The sequence below is a fragment of the Paenibacillus sp. GYB004 genome, assembly GCF_036577605.1.
Taxonomy (GTDB): domain Bacteria; phylum Bacillota; class Bacilli; order Paenibacillales; family NBRC-103111; genus Paenibacillus_AB; species Paenibacillus_AB oceani.
On the sequence record NZ_JARBDB010000050.1, the window covers coordinates 28,569 to 47,515 of the forward strand.

The 18,947-nt window shown below is 55.9% G+C and carries 16 protein-coding genes; 13 read left to right on the forward strand and 3 right to left on the reverse strand.

What is annotated here, in order from left to right:
* The first annotated feature begins 13 nt into the window (after nt 1-13).
* From PV433_RS21305 to argH, 8 genes are all read left to right on the forward strand, one after another.
* Nucleotides 14-883, forward strand: a complete 870-nt coding sequence (locus PV433_RS21305; RefSeq protein WP_442951559.1) for a YitT family protein — start codon at nt 14-16, stop codon at nt 881-883.
* 376 nt (nt 884-1,259) lie between these two features.
* Complete coding sequence (gene argC / locus PV433_RS21310) at nt 1,260-2,309, forward strand: N-acetyl-gamma-glutamyl-phosphate reductase (protein WP_332074072.1); 1,050 nt, start codon at nt 1,260-1,262, stop codon at nt 2,307-2,309.
* A 140-nt stretch (nt 2,310-2,449) separates the two neighbouring features.
* Nucleotides 2,450-3,682, forward strand: a complete 1,233-nt coding sequence (argJ, locus tag PV433_RS21315; protein ID WP_332074073.1) for a bifunctional glutamate N-acetyltransferase/amino-acid acetyltransferase ArgJ — start codon at nt 2,450-2,452, stop codon at nt 3,680-3,682.
* A 64-nt stretch (nt 3,683-3,746) separates the two neighbouring features.
* Nucleotides 3,747-4,535 carry an acetylglutamate kinase gene (gene argB, locus PV433_RS21320; protein WP_332074074.1) on the forward strand — a complete coding sequence of 263 codons (789 nt, stop codon included), beginning with the start codon at nt 3,747-3,749 and terminating at the stop codon, nt 4,533-4,535.
* 53 nt (nt 4,536-4,588) lie between these two features.
* On the forward strand, nt 4,589-5,779 hold the full coding sequence (locus PV433_RS21325; RefSeq protein ID WP_332074075.1) for an acetylornithine transaminase: 1,191 nt from the start codon (nt 4,589-4,591) through the stop codon (nt 5,777-5,779).
* 69 nt (nt 5,780-5,848) lie between these two features.
* Complete coding sequence (gene argF, locus PV433_RS21330; protein ID WP_332074076.1) at nt 5,849-6,808, forward strand: ornithine carbamoyltransferase; 960 nt, start codon at nt 5,849-5,851, stop codon at nt 6,806-6,808.
* Between the two features lie 103 nt (nt 6,809-6,911).
* Nucleotides 6,912-8,153, forward strand: coding sequence for an argininosuccinate synthase (locus PV433_RS21335; RefSeq protein WP_190929282.1), 1,242 nt, complete (start codon nt 6,912-6,914; stop codon nt 8,151-8,153).
* Nucleotides 8,154-8,300: 147 nt separating this feature from the next.
* Nucleotides 8,301-9,719 carry an argininosuccinate lyase gene (gene argH / locus PV433_RS21340; protein WP_332074077.1) on the forward strand — a complete coding sequence of 473 codons (1,419 nt, stop codon included), beginning with the start codon at nt 8,301-8,303 and terminating at the stop codon, nt 9,717-9,719.
* 144 nt (nt 9,720-9,863) lie between these two features.
* Here argH and PV433_RS21345 read toward each other — a convergent pair whose 3' ends face one another.
* The 3 genes from PV433_RS21345 to PV433_RS21355 form a co-directional block, all read right to left on the reverse strand.
* Nucleotides 9,864-10,754 carry a DUF4097 family beta strand repeat-containing protein gene (locus PV433_RS21345; RefSeq protein ID WP_332074078.1) on the reverse strand — a complete coding sequence of 297 codons (891 nt, stop codon included), beginning with the start codon at nt 10,752-10,754 and terminating at the stop codon, nt 9,864-9,866.
* A 1-nt stretch (nt 10,755) separates the two neighbouring features.
* Complete coding sequence (locus tag PV433_RS21350) at nt 10,756-11,286, reverse strand: DUF1700 domain-containing protein (RefSeq protein WP_332074079.1); 531 nt, start codon at nt 11,284-11,286, stop codon at nt 10,756-10,758.
* A gap of 131 nt (nt 11,287-11,417) precedes the next feature.
* Entirely contained in the window at nt 11,418-12,887 is a 1,470-nt protein-coding gene (locus tag PV433_RS21355; RefSeq protein ID WP_332074080.1) for a VanW family protein, read from the reverse strand.
* A gap of 189 nt (nt 12,888-13,076) precedes the next feature.
* On the opposite strand from PV433_RS21355, the gene ftsE reads away from it, so the two are divergent.
* The 5 genes from ftsE (at nt 13,077) to PV433_RS21380 (ending at nt 18,934) form a co-directional block, all read left to right on the forward strand.
* Nucleotides 13,077-13,763 carry a cell division ATP-binding protein FtsE gene (gene ftsE, locus PV433_RS21360; protein WP_332074081.1) on the forward strand — a complete coding sequence of 229 codons (687 nt, stop codon included), beginning with the start codon at nt 13,077-13,079 and terminating at the stop codon, nt 13,761-13,763.
* Nucleotides 13,753-14,670 carry a permease-like cell division protein FtsX gene (gene ftsX / locus PV433_RS21365; RefSeq protein WP_190929288.1) on the forward strand — a complete coding sequence of 306 codons (918 nt, stop codon included), beginning with the start codon at nt 13,753-13,755 and terminating at the stop codon, nt 14,668-14,670. The genes ftsE and ftsX overlap by 11 nt, the downstream gene beginning before the upstream one ends.
* A gap of 38 nt (nt 14,671-14,708) precedes the next feature.
* The gene (locus PV433_RS21370) at nt 14,709-15,893 is read left to right on the forward strand and encodes a murein hydrolase activator EnvC family protein (protein WP_332074082.1); all 1,185 of its coding nucleotides are present in this window, start codon (nt 14,709-14,711) and stop codon (nt 15,891-15,893) included.
* A gap of 86 nt (nt 15,894-15,979) precedes the next feature.
* On the forward strand, nt 15,980-17,434 hold the full coding sequence (locus PV433_RS21375; protein WP_332074083.1) for a S41 family peptidase: 1,455 nt from the start codon (nt 15,980-15,982) through the stop codon (nt 17,432-17,434).
* 207 nt (nt 17,435-17,641) lie between these two features.
* Nucleotides 17,642-18,934: a PDZ domain-containing protein gene (locus tag PV433_RS21380; protein ID WP_332074084.1), complete on the forward strand. Its 1,293-nt coding sequence runs from the start codon at nt 17,642-17,644 to the stop codon at nt 18,932-18,934.
* The last annotated feature ends 13 nt before the right edge of the window (nt 18,935-18,947 follow it).

Here is an 18,947-nt window from a genome sequence, read left to right on the forward strand (position 1 = left end):
AAGGAGAATGCCAATGCGCCGTAAGCAGCCCGCAATCCGGATCGGAAGTCCGCTGCATCATACGATTGAATATATGTTGTTGCTGACCGGCTGTCTGATCATTGCCCTTAGCTTTAATATGTTCTTGAACCCGAACCGGATCGCATCCGGAGGAGTGGCCGGCATCTCCACCATCATTCAGCATTTGTTCGGCATCGAGCCGGCTATTATGCAGTGGGTGCTTAACATTCCCTTGTTTATGCTCGGCCTGCTTTTTTTGGGCGGACAGTTCGGTTTGAAGACAGCGGTGGCATCGATCGTGCTCCCGCTTTTTGTCCTTTTGTCGCGTGATATCGGTCCTTTAACGACAGACCCGCTGCTAGCCACGATCTACGGGGGAATCGGGATTGGAGCGGGACTCGGCATCGTGTTCCGCGGCAGAGGGTCTACAGGAGGGCTCGATTCGGCGGCGCAGTTAATCCATAAATGGACGGGGATTGGTTACGGCATCGCTGTAGCGATGCTGGACGGAGCGGTAATTGTAACGGCGGGGATCGTCTTCTCGCCGGAGAAAGCGCTGCTGGCGCTGATCGGCCTGTTCGTCACGACGAAAACGATCGATGTCGTCCAGATCGGCTTCCGGTACTCGAAGGTCGCTTTTATCATGACCAAGGAAACGGAAGCGATCCGCGAGGCGGTCCTGTTCGAGCTGGACCGGGGCATGACCGTATTGGCCGGCCGGGGCGGGTACACGGGGGAAGACCGGCCTACCCTGATGGTGGTCGTCAGCCAGACCGAGGTGACCCGGCTGAAGACGCTCGTCAAGGCGGTAGACCCAGCAGCCTTTGTTATTTTAGCCGATGCCAGCGAAGTGCTCGGGGAAGGATTCAAGCTTCATGGCTAAGCCCGGAAAAGCCAGTTGCAGTTCCGCTAAATATTCCGTATGATCGAAAAAGAGACGAATCGCTCGTGAACCATCTATTGGGAGGCGGGCTTTCTGATGGGGCATGACCGTCGCTCTTCATAGAACTTTTCGATTTGCTGCACTTCAATTGGAGATATGTTCAGCATAGTGATTTCGGTTGATTTTGCCGATAAAGGAAGACGGAATCCGGATAAAAAGCGATTGAATTATTATTCTTTTGAATGTATAATGATGCATATGTTTCGGGACGGAATCGTAGGATTGCGAGAAACAACGATACAAAAACGGCAGAGAACACCGGTCCTGTTCTTGGGAGAAAAGGAACGGAACTTTGCTGTTACGGGGAGGCATAGTCATGAACGGTAAGCTCAGAACGGCTATCGTAGGCTCGACCGGCTACGGCGGCGTTGAATTGATCCGGCTTTTATTGCAGCATCCGAAGGCGGAGATTACATCGGTCATTTCTTCTTCGAACGCAGGAGCTTTGTATGCGGAAGGGTATCCGCACTTATCGGAGATCGTTACGGATCGGCTCGAGGCGATCGATGTTGCGGCCATGAAGAGCAAGGCCGATGTTGTTTTTCTGGCGACTCCGCACGGGGTAAGCACGGAGCTGTCTCCGAAGCTGATCGATGCGGGGCTGAAAGTCATCGACGTGTCCGGGGATCTCAGGCTGAAGCAAGGAGACGTATACGAGACTTGGTATAAACATAAGCCTGCAGATCCGGCTTATCTGGATCGGGCGGTGTACGGGTTGTGCGAAGTATTCGGCGAAGACGTGCGCGGAGCCGATCTGATCGCGAACCCGGGATGCTTTCCTACGGCGACGTCGCTCGGTCTCGTGCCGCTTCTGGCGGAAGGATGGATCGATCCGTCTACGATTATATCGGACGCCAAGACGGGCGTATCGGGGGCGGGACGCGGACTTGGCCTGGCCTATCACTACTCGGAGATCAACGAGAGCACGCTGGCTTACAAAGTGAACCGGCATCAGCATACGCCGGAGATCGAACAGACGCTCAGCCGCGTAGCCGGCCAGGAAGTAACGATGACGTTCACGACGCATCTGCTGCCGATGACCCGCGGCATTCTGGTCACCAGCTATGCGAAGCTTACGCAGGCCCGGACGGACGAAGAGGTCGTGAATTTGTTCCGCAGCTACTACGAAGGGCGGAAATTCGTGCGGATTCGCCCGGCAGGCAAATATCCGGCGACAAAGGAAGTATACGGCTCGAACTATTGCGATATCGGCGTATCGGTCGATGCGAGGACAGGCCGGGTAACGGTTATCTCGGTCATCGATAACCTGATGAAGGGCGCAGCCGGGCAAGCGGTACAAAACCTGAACCTAATGATGGGCTGGGACGAATCGACGGGGCTCGATTTTACTCCGGTTTATCCGTAACGGTTTTCTATAGATGCACTAGGACGAAATGGCTCATGGCTTCCGGACGCTGCTGTCGCTTATAGTTACGACTTCGGCGGTCTCGGGGGCTGTTCCAATTATAAGCAATTGCAGTTTGCAGAAAGATGGTGATGGTTGCGATGGCGCAGCATGGCGAATTTGTAGTGGTGGAGAATGGCTCGGTCACGACGCCGAAAGGGTTTCGGGCCGGAGGCTTGCATTGCGGTCTGAAGAAGACCCAGCGCAACGATTTGGGTGTCATCGTATGCGACGTTCCGGCTTCGGCGGCCGGCGTCTATACGCTTAACGCGTTTCAGGCGGCTCCGCTGCAAGTAACGAAGGACAGCTTGGCGGTGGAAGGAAAGCTTCAAGTCATGCTGGTCAACTCGGGCAACGCCAATGCATGTACGGGGAAACAAGGCGATGAGGATGCGCGGACGATGCGTTCGGAAGCGGCCAAGGCGTTCGGCGTGCCGGATCATTACGTGGGCGTTACGTCCACTGGCGTGATCGGCGAGCTGCTGAAGATGGATAAGGTAACATCCGGCATTGCCGGGCTGCCTGAGCGCGTATCCGCTTCGGATGAAGGCGGAGACCAGTTTTGCCAGGCGATTTTGACGACGGATCTGACCAAAAAGTCGGTTTGCGTCAAACTGACGGTGGACGGCCACACGGTACATATCGCCGGGGCGGCCAAAGGATCGGGCATGATCCATCCGAATATGGCGACGATGCTGGGCTTCATCACGACGGATGCGGCAGTTCCTGCGGCTTCGCTGCAAAAGCTGCTTAACGGAGTAACTGATACGACGTTTAATATGATTACGGTGGACGGAGATACGAGTACAAACGACATGGTGGTCGTGATGGCGAGCGGACTGGCCGGCAACGGCGAGTTGACCGAGAGCCATCCGGATTGGGAAGCGTTCGCCGCAGGCTTCCGTTATGTCGGCGAGGTGCTGGCCAAAGCGATTGCCCGCGACGGCGAGGGCGCCACGAAGCTGATTGAGGTGAACGTAGTCGGAGCGGAATCGGTGGAAGCGGCCCGCGCTTTTGCCAAAACGGTCATCGGATCGAGTCTCGTCAAGTCCGCTTGCTTCGGCGCTGACGCCAACTGGGGAAGGATCATCGCTGCGATCGGTCGCGCCGGTTATCCGGTCAATACGGAGACGGTGGATATCCGTCTGGGCGATATCGTTACGTTGGAGCAGTCGCGTCCGGTGAAGTTCGACGAGGAGAAAGCCGCCGAATATTTGAAGGGCGAGTTCGTGCTTATTCACGTTGATTTGCATATGGGGGGCAGCGGCGCTACCGCATGGGGCTGCGATCTGACCTATGATTATGTTCGTATTAATGCGGCATACCGGACGTAAGTTCGCTATTATACCATCCATTCTCCAATAGAGAAGCGGTACAGAAGTAAAGGAGAACCGATTCATGAGCAACAACTGTTTTGTGATGAAATGCGGGGGGAGCACGCTGGCCGCGCTGCCCGACGCTTTTTTTCTGGATCTGAAGAAGCTGCAGGACGAAGGAACGATCCCGGTCATCGTACACGGCGGCGGTCCCGCGATATCGGATACGCTGGGCAAGCTGGGCATCGAGACGGAATTCGTGAACGGGCTGAGGAAAACGAACGAAGCGGTGCTCGACGTCGTCGAGATGGTGCTGTCCGGACAAATCAACAAAGAAATCGTCCGCAAAATCCAGAAGTCGGGAGCCAAGGCGCTGGGCTTGTCCGGTGTGGACGGCCATCTGATTCAGGCGAAGCCGGTAGCGAATGCGCACGAAGTCGGGCTCGTAGGCGACGTTACGCACGTCAATGCGGAGATCATCCAAGGTATTGTCCGGATGGGTTACATGCCGGTCGTAGCACCGGTCGGGATCGGAGAAGGCGCACAGCGGTATAACATCAACGCCGATACGGCGGCAGGCGCGGTTGCTTCCCATATTGGCGTAGAACGGATGATCGTCGTAACCGATGTGCCGGGCATTATGAAGACGGTTGACGGCGAGAAGCGGGTTCTTCCAGTCGTGACCGTGGCGGATATTGAACAGATGATAACCAGCGGCGAAATTTACGGCGGGATGATCCCGAAAGTACGTGCGGCGATCCAGTGCATCCAGGGCGATGTCAGAGAAGTCGTAATCGTAAACGGCAGCGAGCCGGAAGTGCTCAGCAAAGTGCTGCGCGGAGACAAGATCGGCACTCGTATCCAGCGATAGCAGCTGCGAGTTGTGATGGAACGGACGAATTGAAAGAAACGGAGTGAGCACATATGAGCGAACAACAAAGCGCATTGTTCCCCACCTATGCCAGATTCCCGATTACGCTCGTTAAAGGGGAAGGCAGCCGGCTGTGGGACGATCAAGGCAAAGAATATCTCGATTTCGCAAGCGGACTGGCAGTGACGAACCTCGGGCATGCGCCGCATAAGGTGAAGGAGAAGCTGGTAGAGCAGCTCGGCGAGCTGTGGCACGTCAGCAATCTGTTCCATATCCCGAATCAGGAGAAGCTGGGTCAACTGCTGGTCGACAACAGCTGCCTGGACGCCGCCTTTTTCTGCAACAGCGGCGCGGAGGCGAACGAAGCGGCAATCAAGCTGGCTCGCAAATATAACGCCAAGGTGCTCGGTAAGCAGCGCTACGAAATTATTACATTCCATACTTCGTTCCACGGCCGTACACTGGCTACCCTGACCGCTACCGGACAGGATAAAGTGAAGGAAGGGTTCCACCCGCTTCCGGAAGGCTTCGTATACGCTCCATACAACGACGCGGAGGCGCTGAAAGGTTTCGTAACCGACAAGACGTGCGCGATCATGCTGGAGCTCGTACAGGGCGAGGGCGGGGTCAATCCGGCCGAACCGGAGTTCGTGCAGGAAGTTGTGCGTCTATGCAAGGAGCACGATCTGCTGCTTATTATCGACGAGATTCAAACCGGGATGGGCCGTACCGGTAAATTGTTCGCCTACGAGCATTACGGCATCGAGCCGGATATTATTACACTGGCCAAAGCGCTTGCGAGCGGATTCCCGATCGGCGCCATGCTAGGCAAAGCGAAGCTGCGCGAGGCGTTCGGTCCGGGCAGTCACGGCTCGACGTTCGGCGGTACGCCGATCGCGACGGCGGCGGGGATCGCGACAGTGGAGACGATGCTCGAAGAGAACCTGGCCGGGCGCGCTGCGGAGATGGGAGACTACATCCTGTCCGAGCTGAACGCGAAGCTGGCCGGCAACCCGCTGGTGAAGCAGATTCGTGGCAAAGGGCTGCTCATCGGAATCGAGTGCACCTTGCCGGCGTCAGAATTTGTGCCGGTGATTCACGAGGCCGGGCTGCTCGTCACAGCGGCGGGTCCTAACGTCATCCGTCTGCTGCCGAATCTGCTCGTCACACGCGAAGAGGTTAACGAAGGGATCGGCATCATTGCCGACGTTCTCGCCCGGAAGGCAGCCGCTTCGGTTAAATAATGCAACGAAACGATGAGGCGGGCGCCGGATGGAGCTTCCCAAGGCGCCCTGACATAAAGGAGGAGCAAGATGTCTGAAATCGCGATTCAAGATATGGCCGCAAGCTTAAAGGGCCGGGATTTTCTCGGGCTCGTTGATTATACACCGGAAGAAATTCGTTATTTGCTCGACCTGGCTATCGATTTGAAGAAAAAGCAGAAATCCGGTCAGCCGTTTCAGCCGCTCAAAGGCAAGACGCTCGGCATGATTTTCGAGAAATCGTCCACCCGGACGCGCGTATCGTTTGAAGTAGGGATGTATCAATTGGGCGGTCACGCTCTGTTCCTGAGCAAAAACGATCTCCAGCTGGGCCGCGGCGAAACGATATGGGATACGGCGCAAACGATGTCCCGCTACCTCGACGGCATCATGATCCGGACTTACGCTCACCGTACCGTCATCGACTTGGCGCGGGGCGCTACCGTACCGGTTATCAACGGGCTGACCGACCGCTCCCACCCTTGCCAGGCGCTGGCCGACTACCAGACGGTTCTGGAGCAGAAGGGCAAGCTGCAGGGACTCAAAATCGCATATATCGGCGACGGCAACAATATGGTACACTCCTTAATGATGGGCGCTGCCAAGCTGGGCATGCATATGGCGGTAGCTTCGCCGGAAGGTTACGATCCCGATCCGGAAGTAGTCAAGAACTCCCGTGAAAATGCGGCGTTAACCGGCGGTTCGCTCCTGCTGACCCGCGACACGAGAGAAGCGATCGAGAACGCGGATGTCGTCTATACCGACGTATGGGCGAGCATGGGCTTCGAGTCCGAGCAATCCGCCAGAGAGATTGCGTTTAAGAATTATCAGGTCAATGAAGAGATTACCAGCTACGCGAAGAAAGACTACCTGTTCATGCACTGCCTGCCGGCTCACCGCGGCGAGGAAGTAAGCGAAGGCGTTATCGACGGGCCAAACTCGATCATTTTCGATCAGGCGGAGAATCGTCTGCATGCGCAAAAAGCGGTTATGGCCGCATTAATGTCCTAATGTTCACGTTGTAATTTTAGCCCGGCCGCGCAGACTGTAACGGGTCTGTACCGCCGGGCTCCCATAATCCGATGGATTCGTGTAGAGAGGGAGATCAGATCACATGGCGAAACAAAAAATCGTACTGGCATACTCCGGCGGGCTGGATACATCCGTCATTTTGACATGGCTGAAAGAAACGTACGACGCGGAGATCATCGCATTCACCGCAGACATCGGACAAAAGGACGAGCTGGACGGACTCGAGGAAAAAGCGCTGCGCACCGGCGCTACGAAAGCGTACATCGACGATCTGCGCGACGAATTCGCGAGCGATTTTATTTACCCGATGTTCCAGGCCGGGGCGCTTTATGAAGGACAATATTTGCTCGGGACAAGCATCGCGCGTCCGCTGATCGCCAAGCGTATGGTCGAGATCGCACGCGCGGAAGGCGCAACGGCCATTGCCCACGGCGCTACCGGCAAAGGCAACGACCAGGTCCGCTTCGAGCTGACCGCAGCCGCTCTCGCTCCGGAGCTGGAAGTGATCGCGCCGTGGCGGATCGAAGAGTTCCGCGAGCAGTTCCCGGGCCGCGCCGAGATGATCGCCTATGCCGAGAAGCATGGCATTCCGGTTACCGCTTCGGCAGCCAAGCCTTATTCGACGGACCGCAACCTGCTGCATATCAGCTTTGAGAGCGGCATGCTCGAAGATCCTTGGTTCGACGCTGCGGCGGACTCCAACCGCGATATGTACGTACTGAGCCGTTCGCCGGAAGAAGCTCCGGATGAAGCAGAATACGTGGAGCTGGAGTTCGAGCAGGGCGATTGCGTAGCCATTAACGGCCAACGGATGAACGCGCTCGAAGTGATGGAGACGCTCAACGAGCTCGGCGGCAAGCACGGCATCGGCCGCGTCGATATGGTGGAGAACCGTTTCGTCGGCATGAAGAGCCGCGGCGTGTACGAGACTCCGGGCGGAACAATCTTGTTCGTGGCTCACCGGAAGATGGAGTCGCTGACGATGGACCGCGATGTTATGCATCTGCGCGATTCGCTGATTCCGAAATATGCGACGCTCGTATACAACGGCTTCTGGTTCGCGCCGGAGCGTCTCGCGATTCAGGCGCTCGTGGCGGAAAGCCAGAAAAACGTAACCGGAACGGTTCGTCTGAAGCTGTACAAGGGCAACGTGATGGGCGCAGGCGTCAAAAGCCCGGTCAGCCTGTATAACCCGGACATCGCTACCATGGAAGCGGACCCGTCCAAAGCGTACAACCAAGGAGACGCTACCGGCTTTATCCGCCTGAACGCGCTTCGCCTGCGCGTAGCTTCAGGCGTAGAGCAAAACGCAAAGAACAAATAACTTTTGCGAAATGACCGCCTGCTTGGCGAAACAAAAGGGCAAGGAGGCGTTCCGGCAAGCTCCGCTGCAAGCAGGCGGGCAAGTTCGGAGCGATCCTTGCCTTTCGAGCGCATAGACGAGATGAACCTTGAGGAGGGAATATACAGCGTGTCGAAGCTTTGGGGTGGACGGTTTACGAAAAAGACGGACCAGCTGGTCGAGGAATATACGGCGTCGATTATGTTCGACAAGGAGTTGGCCGAGGAAGACGTTCAAGGCAGCCTGGCGCACGTGACGATGCTGGGGAAATGCGGGATTTTACCTGCAGACGATGTGGAGAAAATTCAGGACGGTCTGCTGAAGGTGCTTCAAATGATCCGTCGCGGAGAAGTCGAGTTTTCGGTATCCGACGAAGATATTCATATGAATATCGAGAAAACGCTGATCGAGGAAATCGGCCCTGTCGGCGGCAAGCTTCATACGGGGCGCAGCCGCAACGACCAGGTGGCGACCGATATGCACTTGTACTTGCGCAAGCGTGTCGTCGAATTTGTCGGCATGCTCGTGAAGTTGCAGGAAGCGCTGATCGGACAAGCGAAAGCGAATCTCGATACGATCGTGCCGGGTTATACGCATCTGCAGCGGGCTCAGCCGATCTTGTTCGCTCACCATATGATGGCATACGTGTCGATGTTCGACCGCGATATCGAGCGTCTGCGCGACAGCTACAAGCGCATTAATGCTCTGCCGCTGGGAGCCGGCGCGCTGGCCGGGACGACGTTCCCGATCGACCGTCACTTCGTGGCCGAGCAGCTTGGCTTCGAACGCGTCTACGAGAACAGTCTCGATGCGGTCAGCGACCGCGATTTTATCGTCGAGTTTCTGGCGAATGCGTCGCTTATCATGGCGCATCTGTCGCGGCTGTGCGAAGAGCTCGTCCTCTGGTCGAGCACCGAATTCCAGTTCGTCGAGCTGGATGATGCGTTCTGCACCGGCAGCAGCATTATGCCGCAGAAGAAAAATCCGGATGTCGCCGAGCTGGTGCGCGGCAAAACCGGCCGCGTCTACGGCAACCTGGTCGGCATGCTGACCGTCCTGAAGGCTCTTCCGCTTGCTTACAATAAAGATATGCAGGAAGACAAGGAAGGCATGTTCGATACGGTACGGACGCTCCAAGGGGCGCTGCAGCTGTTTGCGCCGATGATCGCGACGATGAAAGTGAACCGCGACCGGATGCGTCAAGCGGTGAACCAGGATTTCTCCAACGCCACCGATATTGCCGACTACCTGGTCGGCAAAGGCATGCCGTTCCGTCAAGCTCACGAAGTGATCGGCAAGACGGTGCTGTACTGCATCCAAACTAAAAAGTATTTGCTCGACTTGTCGATGCAGGAATTTCTGCAATTTTCGGAGCTGTTCGACGACAAAATCTACCAGGTGCTTCAGCCGGAGCAAGTGGTCAACGCCCGCAACGTCTACGGGGGGACCGCTACCGTTCAAGTATCCGCCGCGATCGGCCGCGCCGAGCAGGCGCTTGCCGCGAGCGAAGCCTGGTTTGAGGAATATATGGAGAAGAGCAGCAAGTAAGAGCGGAAGGGAAGTCCTAACGCTAATCGTCCATGCCGCCACTGCATGACTCACATATTCAAGCGCGCGCAAACCCTCCCGCCACCGGCGGGAGGGTTTGCTGTAACGATCAGGGGCAACCTGCTCGTGGTATGTCTCCGTTTCTCACTTCGCTTCGACTTTGATCGAGCCAAACTCCGATCTTGCCTTCAGCAAGGGACCGCCCGAACCGACGCTGCCTTCCAGCGTATTGTTCGTCTTCGTATGGGCTTGCAGATCCGGCAGGTCGGCGCTAATACCGCCCAGCTCGTTTTTCAAATCCAGGCGAAGCGGCAAGGAGCGAGGTACTTTTACATTCAGACTGCCTGTTTCCGTGGACAGCTCCATCGACTCGGCCAGTTTGTCGAACGACAAATCGACGCTGCCGAATTCGGTTTCCACTTGAACAAAATCGGAAGTCTCCAGCCGCTTGGCCTCGATTCGTCCCACTTCAGAGGATAGTTCCAGCTTGGAGCCTTGGAACGCGTCCAGCGAAATGTTGCCAAAGCTCGTTTCCAGCCGGAGCCGTTCCGCACGCACCATACTCCCTGCGTCGATATGGCCGACATCGGTGTCCAATTCTACGAGCTTGAAGTTTTTGTCGGGAAGGGCCACTTCCACCTGCAGCTTGGTCAGAGAGCCGTCCATCAGGTTCAGGAGCTCGAACAAGTTGAATTGGATCCATTTATTGCGTTTTTGCAGCTCGACTTCCGCCGTTAAAGTTCCGTTTGCCGCATTCAGCTGAATATCGGCGTTATTGCCCGGCCGGTCCGACATCGGGCCGGTCAGCCTCAAGTGAATATCCGAGTCGCTGCTCCGGACGAACTTGATATTCGGATAGTCCGAATGAATCGCGATCCGCTCTATATCCTGCGCGGACACTTTTTTCTCCACGTCGATTTGCTCCGTTTTGCCGCGAAATCCATCCGCCGCCGAGTACACGATGATCGAGCCGGCCAGACCGCCGCCGAGACAGATTAGCCCGAGAGCAAACAATGATTTACGAATCCAGCCCATCTTAATACCCCCTCGCGGCTTTGACATTCAGGCCGATATACTTTTTGATCAGCAGCATAAATTTCGGTCCAACGTAAGAGACGCCCACCGTCAGGATCAGTCCGAGCCCAAACAGCGCCGTGCAGGAGAAGATGACGAACAGCATCTCCAGCAAACTGTCCGGAATCCCGTTGGCGAAATAATAAACTAACGGGGAGGTCATCAAAATGATTCCCGCCAGCCCTAAGCTGAACAGTACCGCGCAGACGGCGATGAAGGGACCTAACACGAAGATGAGATTAAACAGGATCAGGGCGAAGCCTCCCAGAATAAGCCGCAGCGAAGAATCGCTTTTTTTGGAGCCGGGAGCAGCCGGGGCCGCCGCTCCGCTGCCCTGATATAAAATCCGGTGCACGACTTGCTCCTCCGTCTCCCCGCTTGCCAAAGCGTGGTGAAACAGGTCCTCGTACCGCTGTATGATTTGCGTCCGGTCCGGTTCCGGCACGCCGCGCAGCTTTTGATCGAGCATATCGAAAAATTCCGCTTTCGTCATCGCTTGCATCACCCTACCGATTCGTTTATTTTCTACACGATTACTATACACATTATCGGTCATAGTCACATAGTCCCGATCGTCATATGACTGTCACGTTTCGCGTCTGTTTCCGTGCACAAAAAAAGAAGTCAGCGTCCCTTGGGAAATACGGGACCGCTGACTCCGTCTTCGACGATCGGCTTGCCGCCTCCGGGCGGGCCGTTTTTCTCCTCCGGCCTGGCTTCGCCGTTATTGACCGCCACGAGCGTCGTTTGGGGCTGATACGTATCTTTGGACAGTTTTTCTCTACCGGTCTCGGCGCCGTTTTCTTTGCGAATCCGGTAAGTTTCCACGACGAATCCCGGCTTGCCCTGCTGGAGCAAGGTCTGACCGCCGAGCGGCAATGTCGGATTATGGACGTATTGGACCGGGGGCTCCAGCGTCTGAATGACATGGGATTCGACATCGTACGTCACATTTTCCGGCAGCCGCCCGAACAGTTTTACTGTTACCCGGGATTCGTCCGTTTCGGTGCGGATGAGCAAGTATTGATCGCTGCTGTTGGTGAATACGAAGTTGATATAACCGCTTGCAAATGTGGCGTCCAGACCGAGCGGCGCGTAGCTGATCGGCAGCGTATGATTGCGCCGTTCGTTCACTTTCAGGCCGGCTCGCAGAACGGCGTTATACAGTGTCGTCGACACTTGGCAGATGCCCCCGCCGATTCCCGGCACCAGTTTCCCGTTATAGATGACCGGGGCTTCCTGGAAGCCGTGTGTTTTCTCCGTCTCGCGGATGATAGCGCCGTAGTCGAATTGTTCGCCGGGAGCGAGCAGCTTATCGTGAATCGTTCCCGCCGTTACCCGGATATTATGGTTCCGGCCTGCGGCGCTTCCGGGAGAGGTCGTCGAATATTCGGCGATCTTCCGGTCGATTCCTTGCGCCCGGAGCCGATCGAGGGTCATCTCCGGGACGGCTTCCCGCATCGGCAGGACGACGAACGGCGGGGGTTCGGCGTTCCCCGCTTCCGTAAGCGCACGATCGTTGAACCGCGAATAGGCAAGATCGGTCAGACGCTTGACCAGCTCCGGTACGTCAACAGCTGCGGCACGCTGTTCCGGAACGTATTCCACACGGTCGTCCGCCGTAATATGGCGAACTGCGTTTCGGGTGACCGGATTCATGGGAGCGGGCCACACTTTGGATAAAGCTTCGCGCAAGGCCGTTTCCGACAATTCGAGATGAACCGGAAGGACGCTGCCGCGCATCTGCCATCTCCGCTTGATCGTTTCGAGCCGGCTCCCTCCGAACCAATAGTCGGCCCATTTCGACAGCTCTTCCTCCCGGACCGACAAGCCCAGCTGTCCCCAATTGAAGGGACGGCTTCCCTCCGGATTTTCCCCGGGCCCAAGCCGTACGGTCTCCCCGTACAAGTTCGCTAGCCGGCTCTGCAGCTCGACCCGGAATTGCCGCTCCGGCATACCGCCGATGGGTAAGTCTCCCAGACGGACTCCCGGAGGAACGATACGCTGTCCCGAATACCACCAGAACGCTATCCATAACGCAGCCATGCACGCCACGGCGGCCAGCAGCAGCACGTTCATCGTACGTCGTTTCATAGCAACGCTCCTCGATTTAAAGGGGTACAACCTATGTATATGCGAGGGGCGCAGGTTATTACGACTACCAAAAAAAGCGGCGATTGCCGGGCTAATCTGAAAGAATATGTAGAAAGACAAAGTTTTCTAGAGGATTTCGGGACCAGGTGTCGAACTCTTACATGTTAACTATTAACAGGATGTGATCGTGTGATCGAAATGCAAGATGTATGGAAGACGTATCCAGACGGAACCCATGCATTGAAAGGCATCAATGTGAAAATCGACGCCCACGAATTTGTATATGTGGTAGGCCCGTCCGGTGCGGGAAAATCCACGTTCATGAAATTGATATATCGCGAGGAGAGGCCGACCAAAGGCCAAATCTTCGTAAACGGTTTTAATCTAGAAAAGCTGCGCCAGCGCAAAATTCCTTATGTCCGGCGCAACATCGGAGTCATTTTTCAGGATTTTAAGCTGCTGCCGAAGATGACGGTGTATGAAAATGTCGCATTCGCGATGGAGGTCATTGAGGCGCCCAAAAAGCTGATCAAGAAGCGGACGATGGAAGTGCTGGAGCTGGTCAGACTGAAGGACAAGGTCGGATCGCTGCCAAGCCAGCTGTCCGGAGGCGAGCAGCAGCGCGTGGCGATCGCCCGCGCCATCGTGAATAATCCGGCCGTCATTATCGCAGACGAACCGACCGGTAATTTGGACCCCGATACATCTTGGGGCATTATGAAGCTTCTCGAAGAGATTAATTTCCGGGGCGCTACGATCGTCATGGCAACGCACAACAAAGAAATCGTCAACACGATGCGCCAGCGCGTCATCGCCATCGAGAAGGGGAGTATTGCCCGCGACGAGCTGAGAGGGGATTACGGCTATGAGGATTAGCACCTTCGGTCGGCACATCCGGGAGGGCGCTAAAAATGTCGTCCGCAACGGCTGGATGACGTTCGCCTCGATCAGCGCGATATCCATATCTTTATTTGTACTTGGCATCTTTCTTGTCTTGGCGCTTAACGTCAACAACTTGGCCGATCAGATCGAAAGTCAGGTCGAAATCCGCGTGTATCTCGAAGTGAATACGTCCGAGCAGCAGAAAAACGCCGTACAGCGGGACATCGCCTCCTTAGCCGCCGTAAAAAAAGTTACTTACGTATCCAAGGAGGAAGGGCTCGAGCTGCTGCGGGACAAGATGGGCGCAGAGGGCAAGGAGCTTTTGGAAGGCTTCGACGGGGAGAACAACCCGCTGAACGATTCGTTTACGATTGAAGTGAGCGATCCGCCGCTGGTCGGACAAGTGGCCGAACAGATCAAGGCGCTCGACGCACAGAACAACCCTCCGCTTATTTACAAAATCAACTACGGCAAAGGCACCGTCGACACGTTATTCAAAATTACCGACATCGTCCGCAACGTAGGTCTTGTGTTCGTTCTGCTTCTCGCGTTTACCGCAATGTTTCTTATCTCGAATACGATCAAGATTACGATTGTCGCACGCAGGCGGGAGATCGGCATCATGAAGCTGGTCGGAGCGACGAACAGCTTTATCCGCTGGCCTTTCTTCATAGAAGGCGCTCTGCTCGGCATCATCGGATCGGCGATCCCTGTAGGCGTTCTGCTGTGGGGATACGCGGAGCTTCTCACGTATACGAAAGTACAGCTCGGACTGATGCTGATCACTCTGATCCCGGTTCACGAGCTTATTTTGATCATTCCCGCACTGCTGCTGGGCATCGGCGTGATGATCGGCATATGGGGCAGTATTTTGTCCGTTCGCAAGTTTTTGAGAGTGTAACAATTGGTCGGCCCAGACGCCAAGGAGGAATTCCTGTCTTGAAAAAGGTAAAAATATCGCTTATCGCCGTCTGCAGCTTATCCATGCTGCTTATGTCCGCGCCAAAAGAAGGGTATGCTATTACCAATGCTGAAATCGACCGCCAGCTCCAGCAAATTCAGAAAAAAGAGGCGGAAACCGCCAAAAAGCAGCAGGATGCGGACAAGCTAAAATTGGATATTGCCGCACGCAAGGAGCAGGAAGCGAGCAGCATTCAGGAGCTGTGGAAGCAGATCGAGGAACAGGGCGACAAGCTGAACGAAATTCAGAAGCAGATCGATACGTCGGCGACGCACCTGATGAAGACGACGGAAGAGCTTCAGGAAGCGGAACAACGCGTCGAGACGCGCGATCAGCTGCTCAAGTCCAGAGTGCGGCTCATGTATACGAACGGTTTCATCTCGTATATGGATGTATTGCTTGAATCCACCAGCTTCAGCGACTTTTTGGACCGGTACCACGCGCTCAAATCGATTGTCAGTCAGGACAAGGATATTCTGGAGGCGAACAAACGGGATCGCGAAGCGGTGGCCCAGAAGAAAGTTCAGGTGGAGAATCAGCTTGAGGAAATCCGGTTGCTGTACGCCGAAAACGAAAAGATCAAAAACGCACTAGTAGTGAAAGAAAAGGATAAGGAAGTGCTGATCGCAAGCCTGGCCAAGCAGGAAAAGGACCTCGAGCATATCAGCGAGGAAGCGGAAGCGCAGCTGAACAACCTGGCCAAGGAGAAATCGAAGCTTTGGGCGGAGCGCAACAAAAACAACAGCAAGCAAACGTTCGTGTACAGCGGTGGAACCTTAAGCTGGCCGCTGCCAGGCAGAACGACGATCTCGTCCGGCTACGGATACCGGGTCGATCCGATCAACAAATCGGACGCCAATCATAAGGGCATCGATATTCCGGCGCCTGCAGGAACGCATATCCAAGCGGCTGAAGCCGGAACGGTCATTATCGCCCAGTGGGTGAACGGCTACGGCAACACGGTCGTCATCGATCATGGAGGCGGCTTGCAGACATGGTACGGGCATAGCCGGAAGCTGCTGGTAGAGGAAGGCGATCAGGTGAAGCGCGGGCAGTCGATCGCCGAAGTAGGCTCTACGGGGCGTTCTACAGGCAACCATCTGCACTTTGAGGTACGCAAAAACAATGCGCCGGCCGATCCGCTCCCTTATTTGAAAAAATAACGAACCGTGCTTATATTTGAACGGCTGGCATCATACAATGGAAACAGCGCAGACAGACAAGCCATAAGAGGCGGTGAGAAAGCACGATGTTCTGGAAAGGTCGCAATCTGTATATTTTCGTGGCGTTTATGCTGTTGGCGATGTTCGCGAGCAGCGTGCTGACGCTCACGATCGTCGGTCCGTTTTCGTTTGCCGAGCAGGGCAAGAGCGTATCGGGAGGCAAGGCGGAACAGTCGGGATTTACAACCCAGGAGCTGAAGAAGCTCTCCACGACCTACGAATTGATCAAAACCCAATATTTGCACGAGGTCGATAAGACGAAGGTAATCGACGGCGCCATCCACGGAATGCTGGGCTCCCTGAACGATCCGTACACGACGTACATGGACCAGAAGGAAGCGCAGCAGTTCAACGACATGCTCAACTCCACGTTTCAGGGGATTGGAGCCGAAGTGTCGCTGGAAGACGGCAGGGTGAAGGTCGTTTCCCCGATCAAAGGATCGCCGGCGGAGAAGGCGGGCATCCGGACGAACGACATCATCATGTCGGTTAACGGAGAGAAGCTGGACGGGCTGACGTTATCGGAAGCGGTGATGAAAATCCGGGGCACCAAGGGCTCTCAGGCGAAGCTGCAAATTATGCGGGCCGGAGCCGAGCCGATCGAGATCGTGGTCGTACGCGACGATATTCCAATCGAGACGGTGCACTCCGAAATGATGGACGGTCAAGTCGGCAAAATCGACGTCCGGGAGTTCGTGCAGAATACGGCGAAGACGTTCAAGGAACACTTAAAGGCTCTCGAGGATCAGGGGATGAAAGCTCTCGTCATCGACGTCCGGAACGATCCCGGCGGTATGCTGAACGCAGTAGTGGATATGCTCGATCCGTTCGTGGCCAGCGGCAAGACGGTCGTCCAGGTCGAGGACCGCAACGGGCAGCGGGAGAAGACGGTATCCAAAGGATCGAGCAAGCCGTATCCGATCGCCGTGCTAATCAATAACGGAAGCGCGAGCGCCTCGGAGATTATGGCGGGAGCGCTGAAAGAATCGGCCGGCGCCACGCTGGTCGGAGAGAAGACGTACGGCAAAGGTACGGTTCAGGTTACTTACCAGCACGAATTGGGCGACGGCAGCAATATTAAGATGACGGTCATGAAGTGGCTCACCCCGAACGGGAACTGGGTGAATGAGAAAGGAATCGAACCGGATCTGACGGTGGATCAGCCTTCCTACTTCAAAGCGTCGCCGATGTCCAAGAAAACGACGCTCAAAACCGATACGCTCGGGGACGACGTCAGAAACTTGCAAATGATGCTTGAAGGTCTCGGCTACAAGCCCGGACGGATAGACGGCTATTTCAGCGAAGCTACCGCTCAGGCGGTCAAGTCGTTCCAAGGCCAGCACGGTCTGCCGGCTAACGGTGAGGTGGACGTCGCAACGGCTAACAAAATCGAAGAAGCGATCACTAAAGAAATCCGCGATCCCAAAAACGACCTGCAATTAAAAGCGGCGGTCGAAGCGATGAAGAAGGCGATCAAGTAGGAGCCGGAAGCATAGGGGCAAACGATCGGATATCGGAAAACGCTGGAAAGCTGCGGGAAACGGCAGGAATTCGCGATCGCAACGTCGAACCAAGAAGGGGAGGCTGATGGTTTATCAGCCGTCCCTTCTTTTTTTGTTGGATTTGGTGCGTACTCCCTTTGCAGCGGAGAGAGGGAGATAGTTTGTGCATAAAGGAGCGGTGCCTGGATGGAAATCGTGGCCGAACTGGCGCGAGGCGTACTGCGCGCTTTGCTTCAGCTTGCTGCTCAGCCGTTTTACTATATCGGGATTTTATTCGTTATTTTGCAATATCACAAACAGATCGTGCTGGAACGCAAGCTGTTCTCCACCCGGCTGCACTCGATGCTGGATACGGCTTGGAAAACGGTCCTTTGGGGCATTGCTGCAGGGATGGCGGCATCGCTCGTCATGGCGTTCGTCGGCGCAACGGTACCGGCCGGCGCCTTGATCTGGTTGTGGGTATTGTCGGCGCTGCTGGCGGTATTCCGGATACGGTTTATATGTCTGGCCTACTCCGTCGGGGTATTAGGAATGCTGCACGTCATTACAGGCTGGTTTCCGGGGCTGGCGGAGATTCCGTACGTGGGTGCGGCCGTTAAGCCGCTGCAGAGCTTGCCCATCTCTTCGCTTCTCGCTTTAGTCGGCGTTTTGCATTTGCTGGAGTCGTTTTTCGTCAGAAAGCAGGGGGCCGACATGGCTATGCCGTTGTTCGTGGCGGGCAAGCGAGGCAAGGTGATCGGCGGCTATCAGCTTCAGCAGTTTTGGCCGGTGCCGCTGCTGCTGCTGGTGCCGGTTCAGTCGGCCGGTGCTGCGGTAGCGCTGCCATGGACACCTTTGTTCGGAGGGGAGATTTGGAACGCGGGCTGGACCTTCGCCGCACTGCCGGTGATGCTCGGTTTCGCCGAACGGACGGTGACCCGGCTGCCGCAGCAGAAGGCGAAGCGGAGCGCGTCGCTCCTGTTCTTCTACTCGCTGGCCGTGTTGGCCTTGGCGGCGGGGGCCGAATGGCTGCCCGGATTCGTGCTGATCGGTTCGGTTCTGGCGATTGTTCTGCACGAAGCTTTACTGTGGTGGAGCGGGCGGGAGGAGGCGGAGAAGCCTCCGTATTACGTGCATAACGAGCAAGGGCTGCGAATATTGGCCGTGCTGCCCGGCAGTCCGGCAAGTGAGATGGGGCTTGTTGCCGGGGAAATCATTCATAAGGTGAACGGTATACGGGTCCGGACTAAGGAGCAGCTGCATGAGGCGCTGGGCGTCAACGGGGCATTTTGCAAGCTGGAGGTGATCAATACCGAAGGGCACAGCAAGTTCGTTCAGAGAGCTCTTTATTCGGGCGATCACCATTTGCTGGGCGTCCTGCTTGCTCCCGACGAGAAGGTGATGTATTACCTGGAAGAGCGAAACGTCAACTGGTTTACGAAAGCCGGACGGCGGAGCCAGGCGGTACCTCCCGCAGCGAAGGAGAGCGGAGCGCTGTAGGCGGCAGGACCCG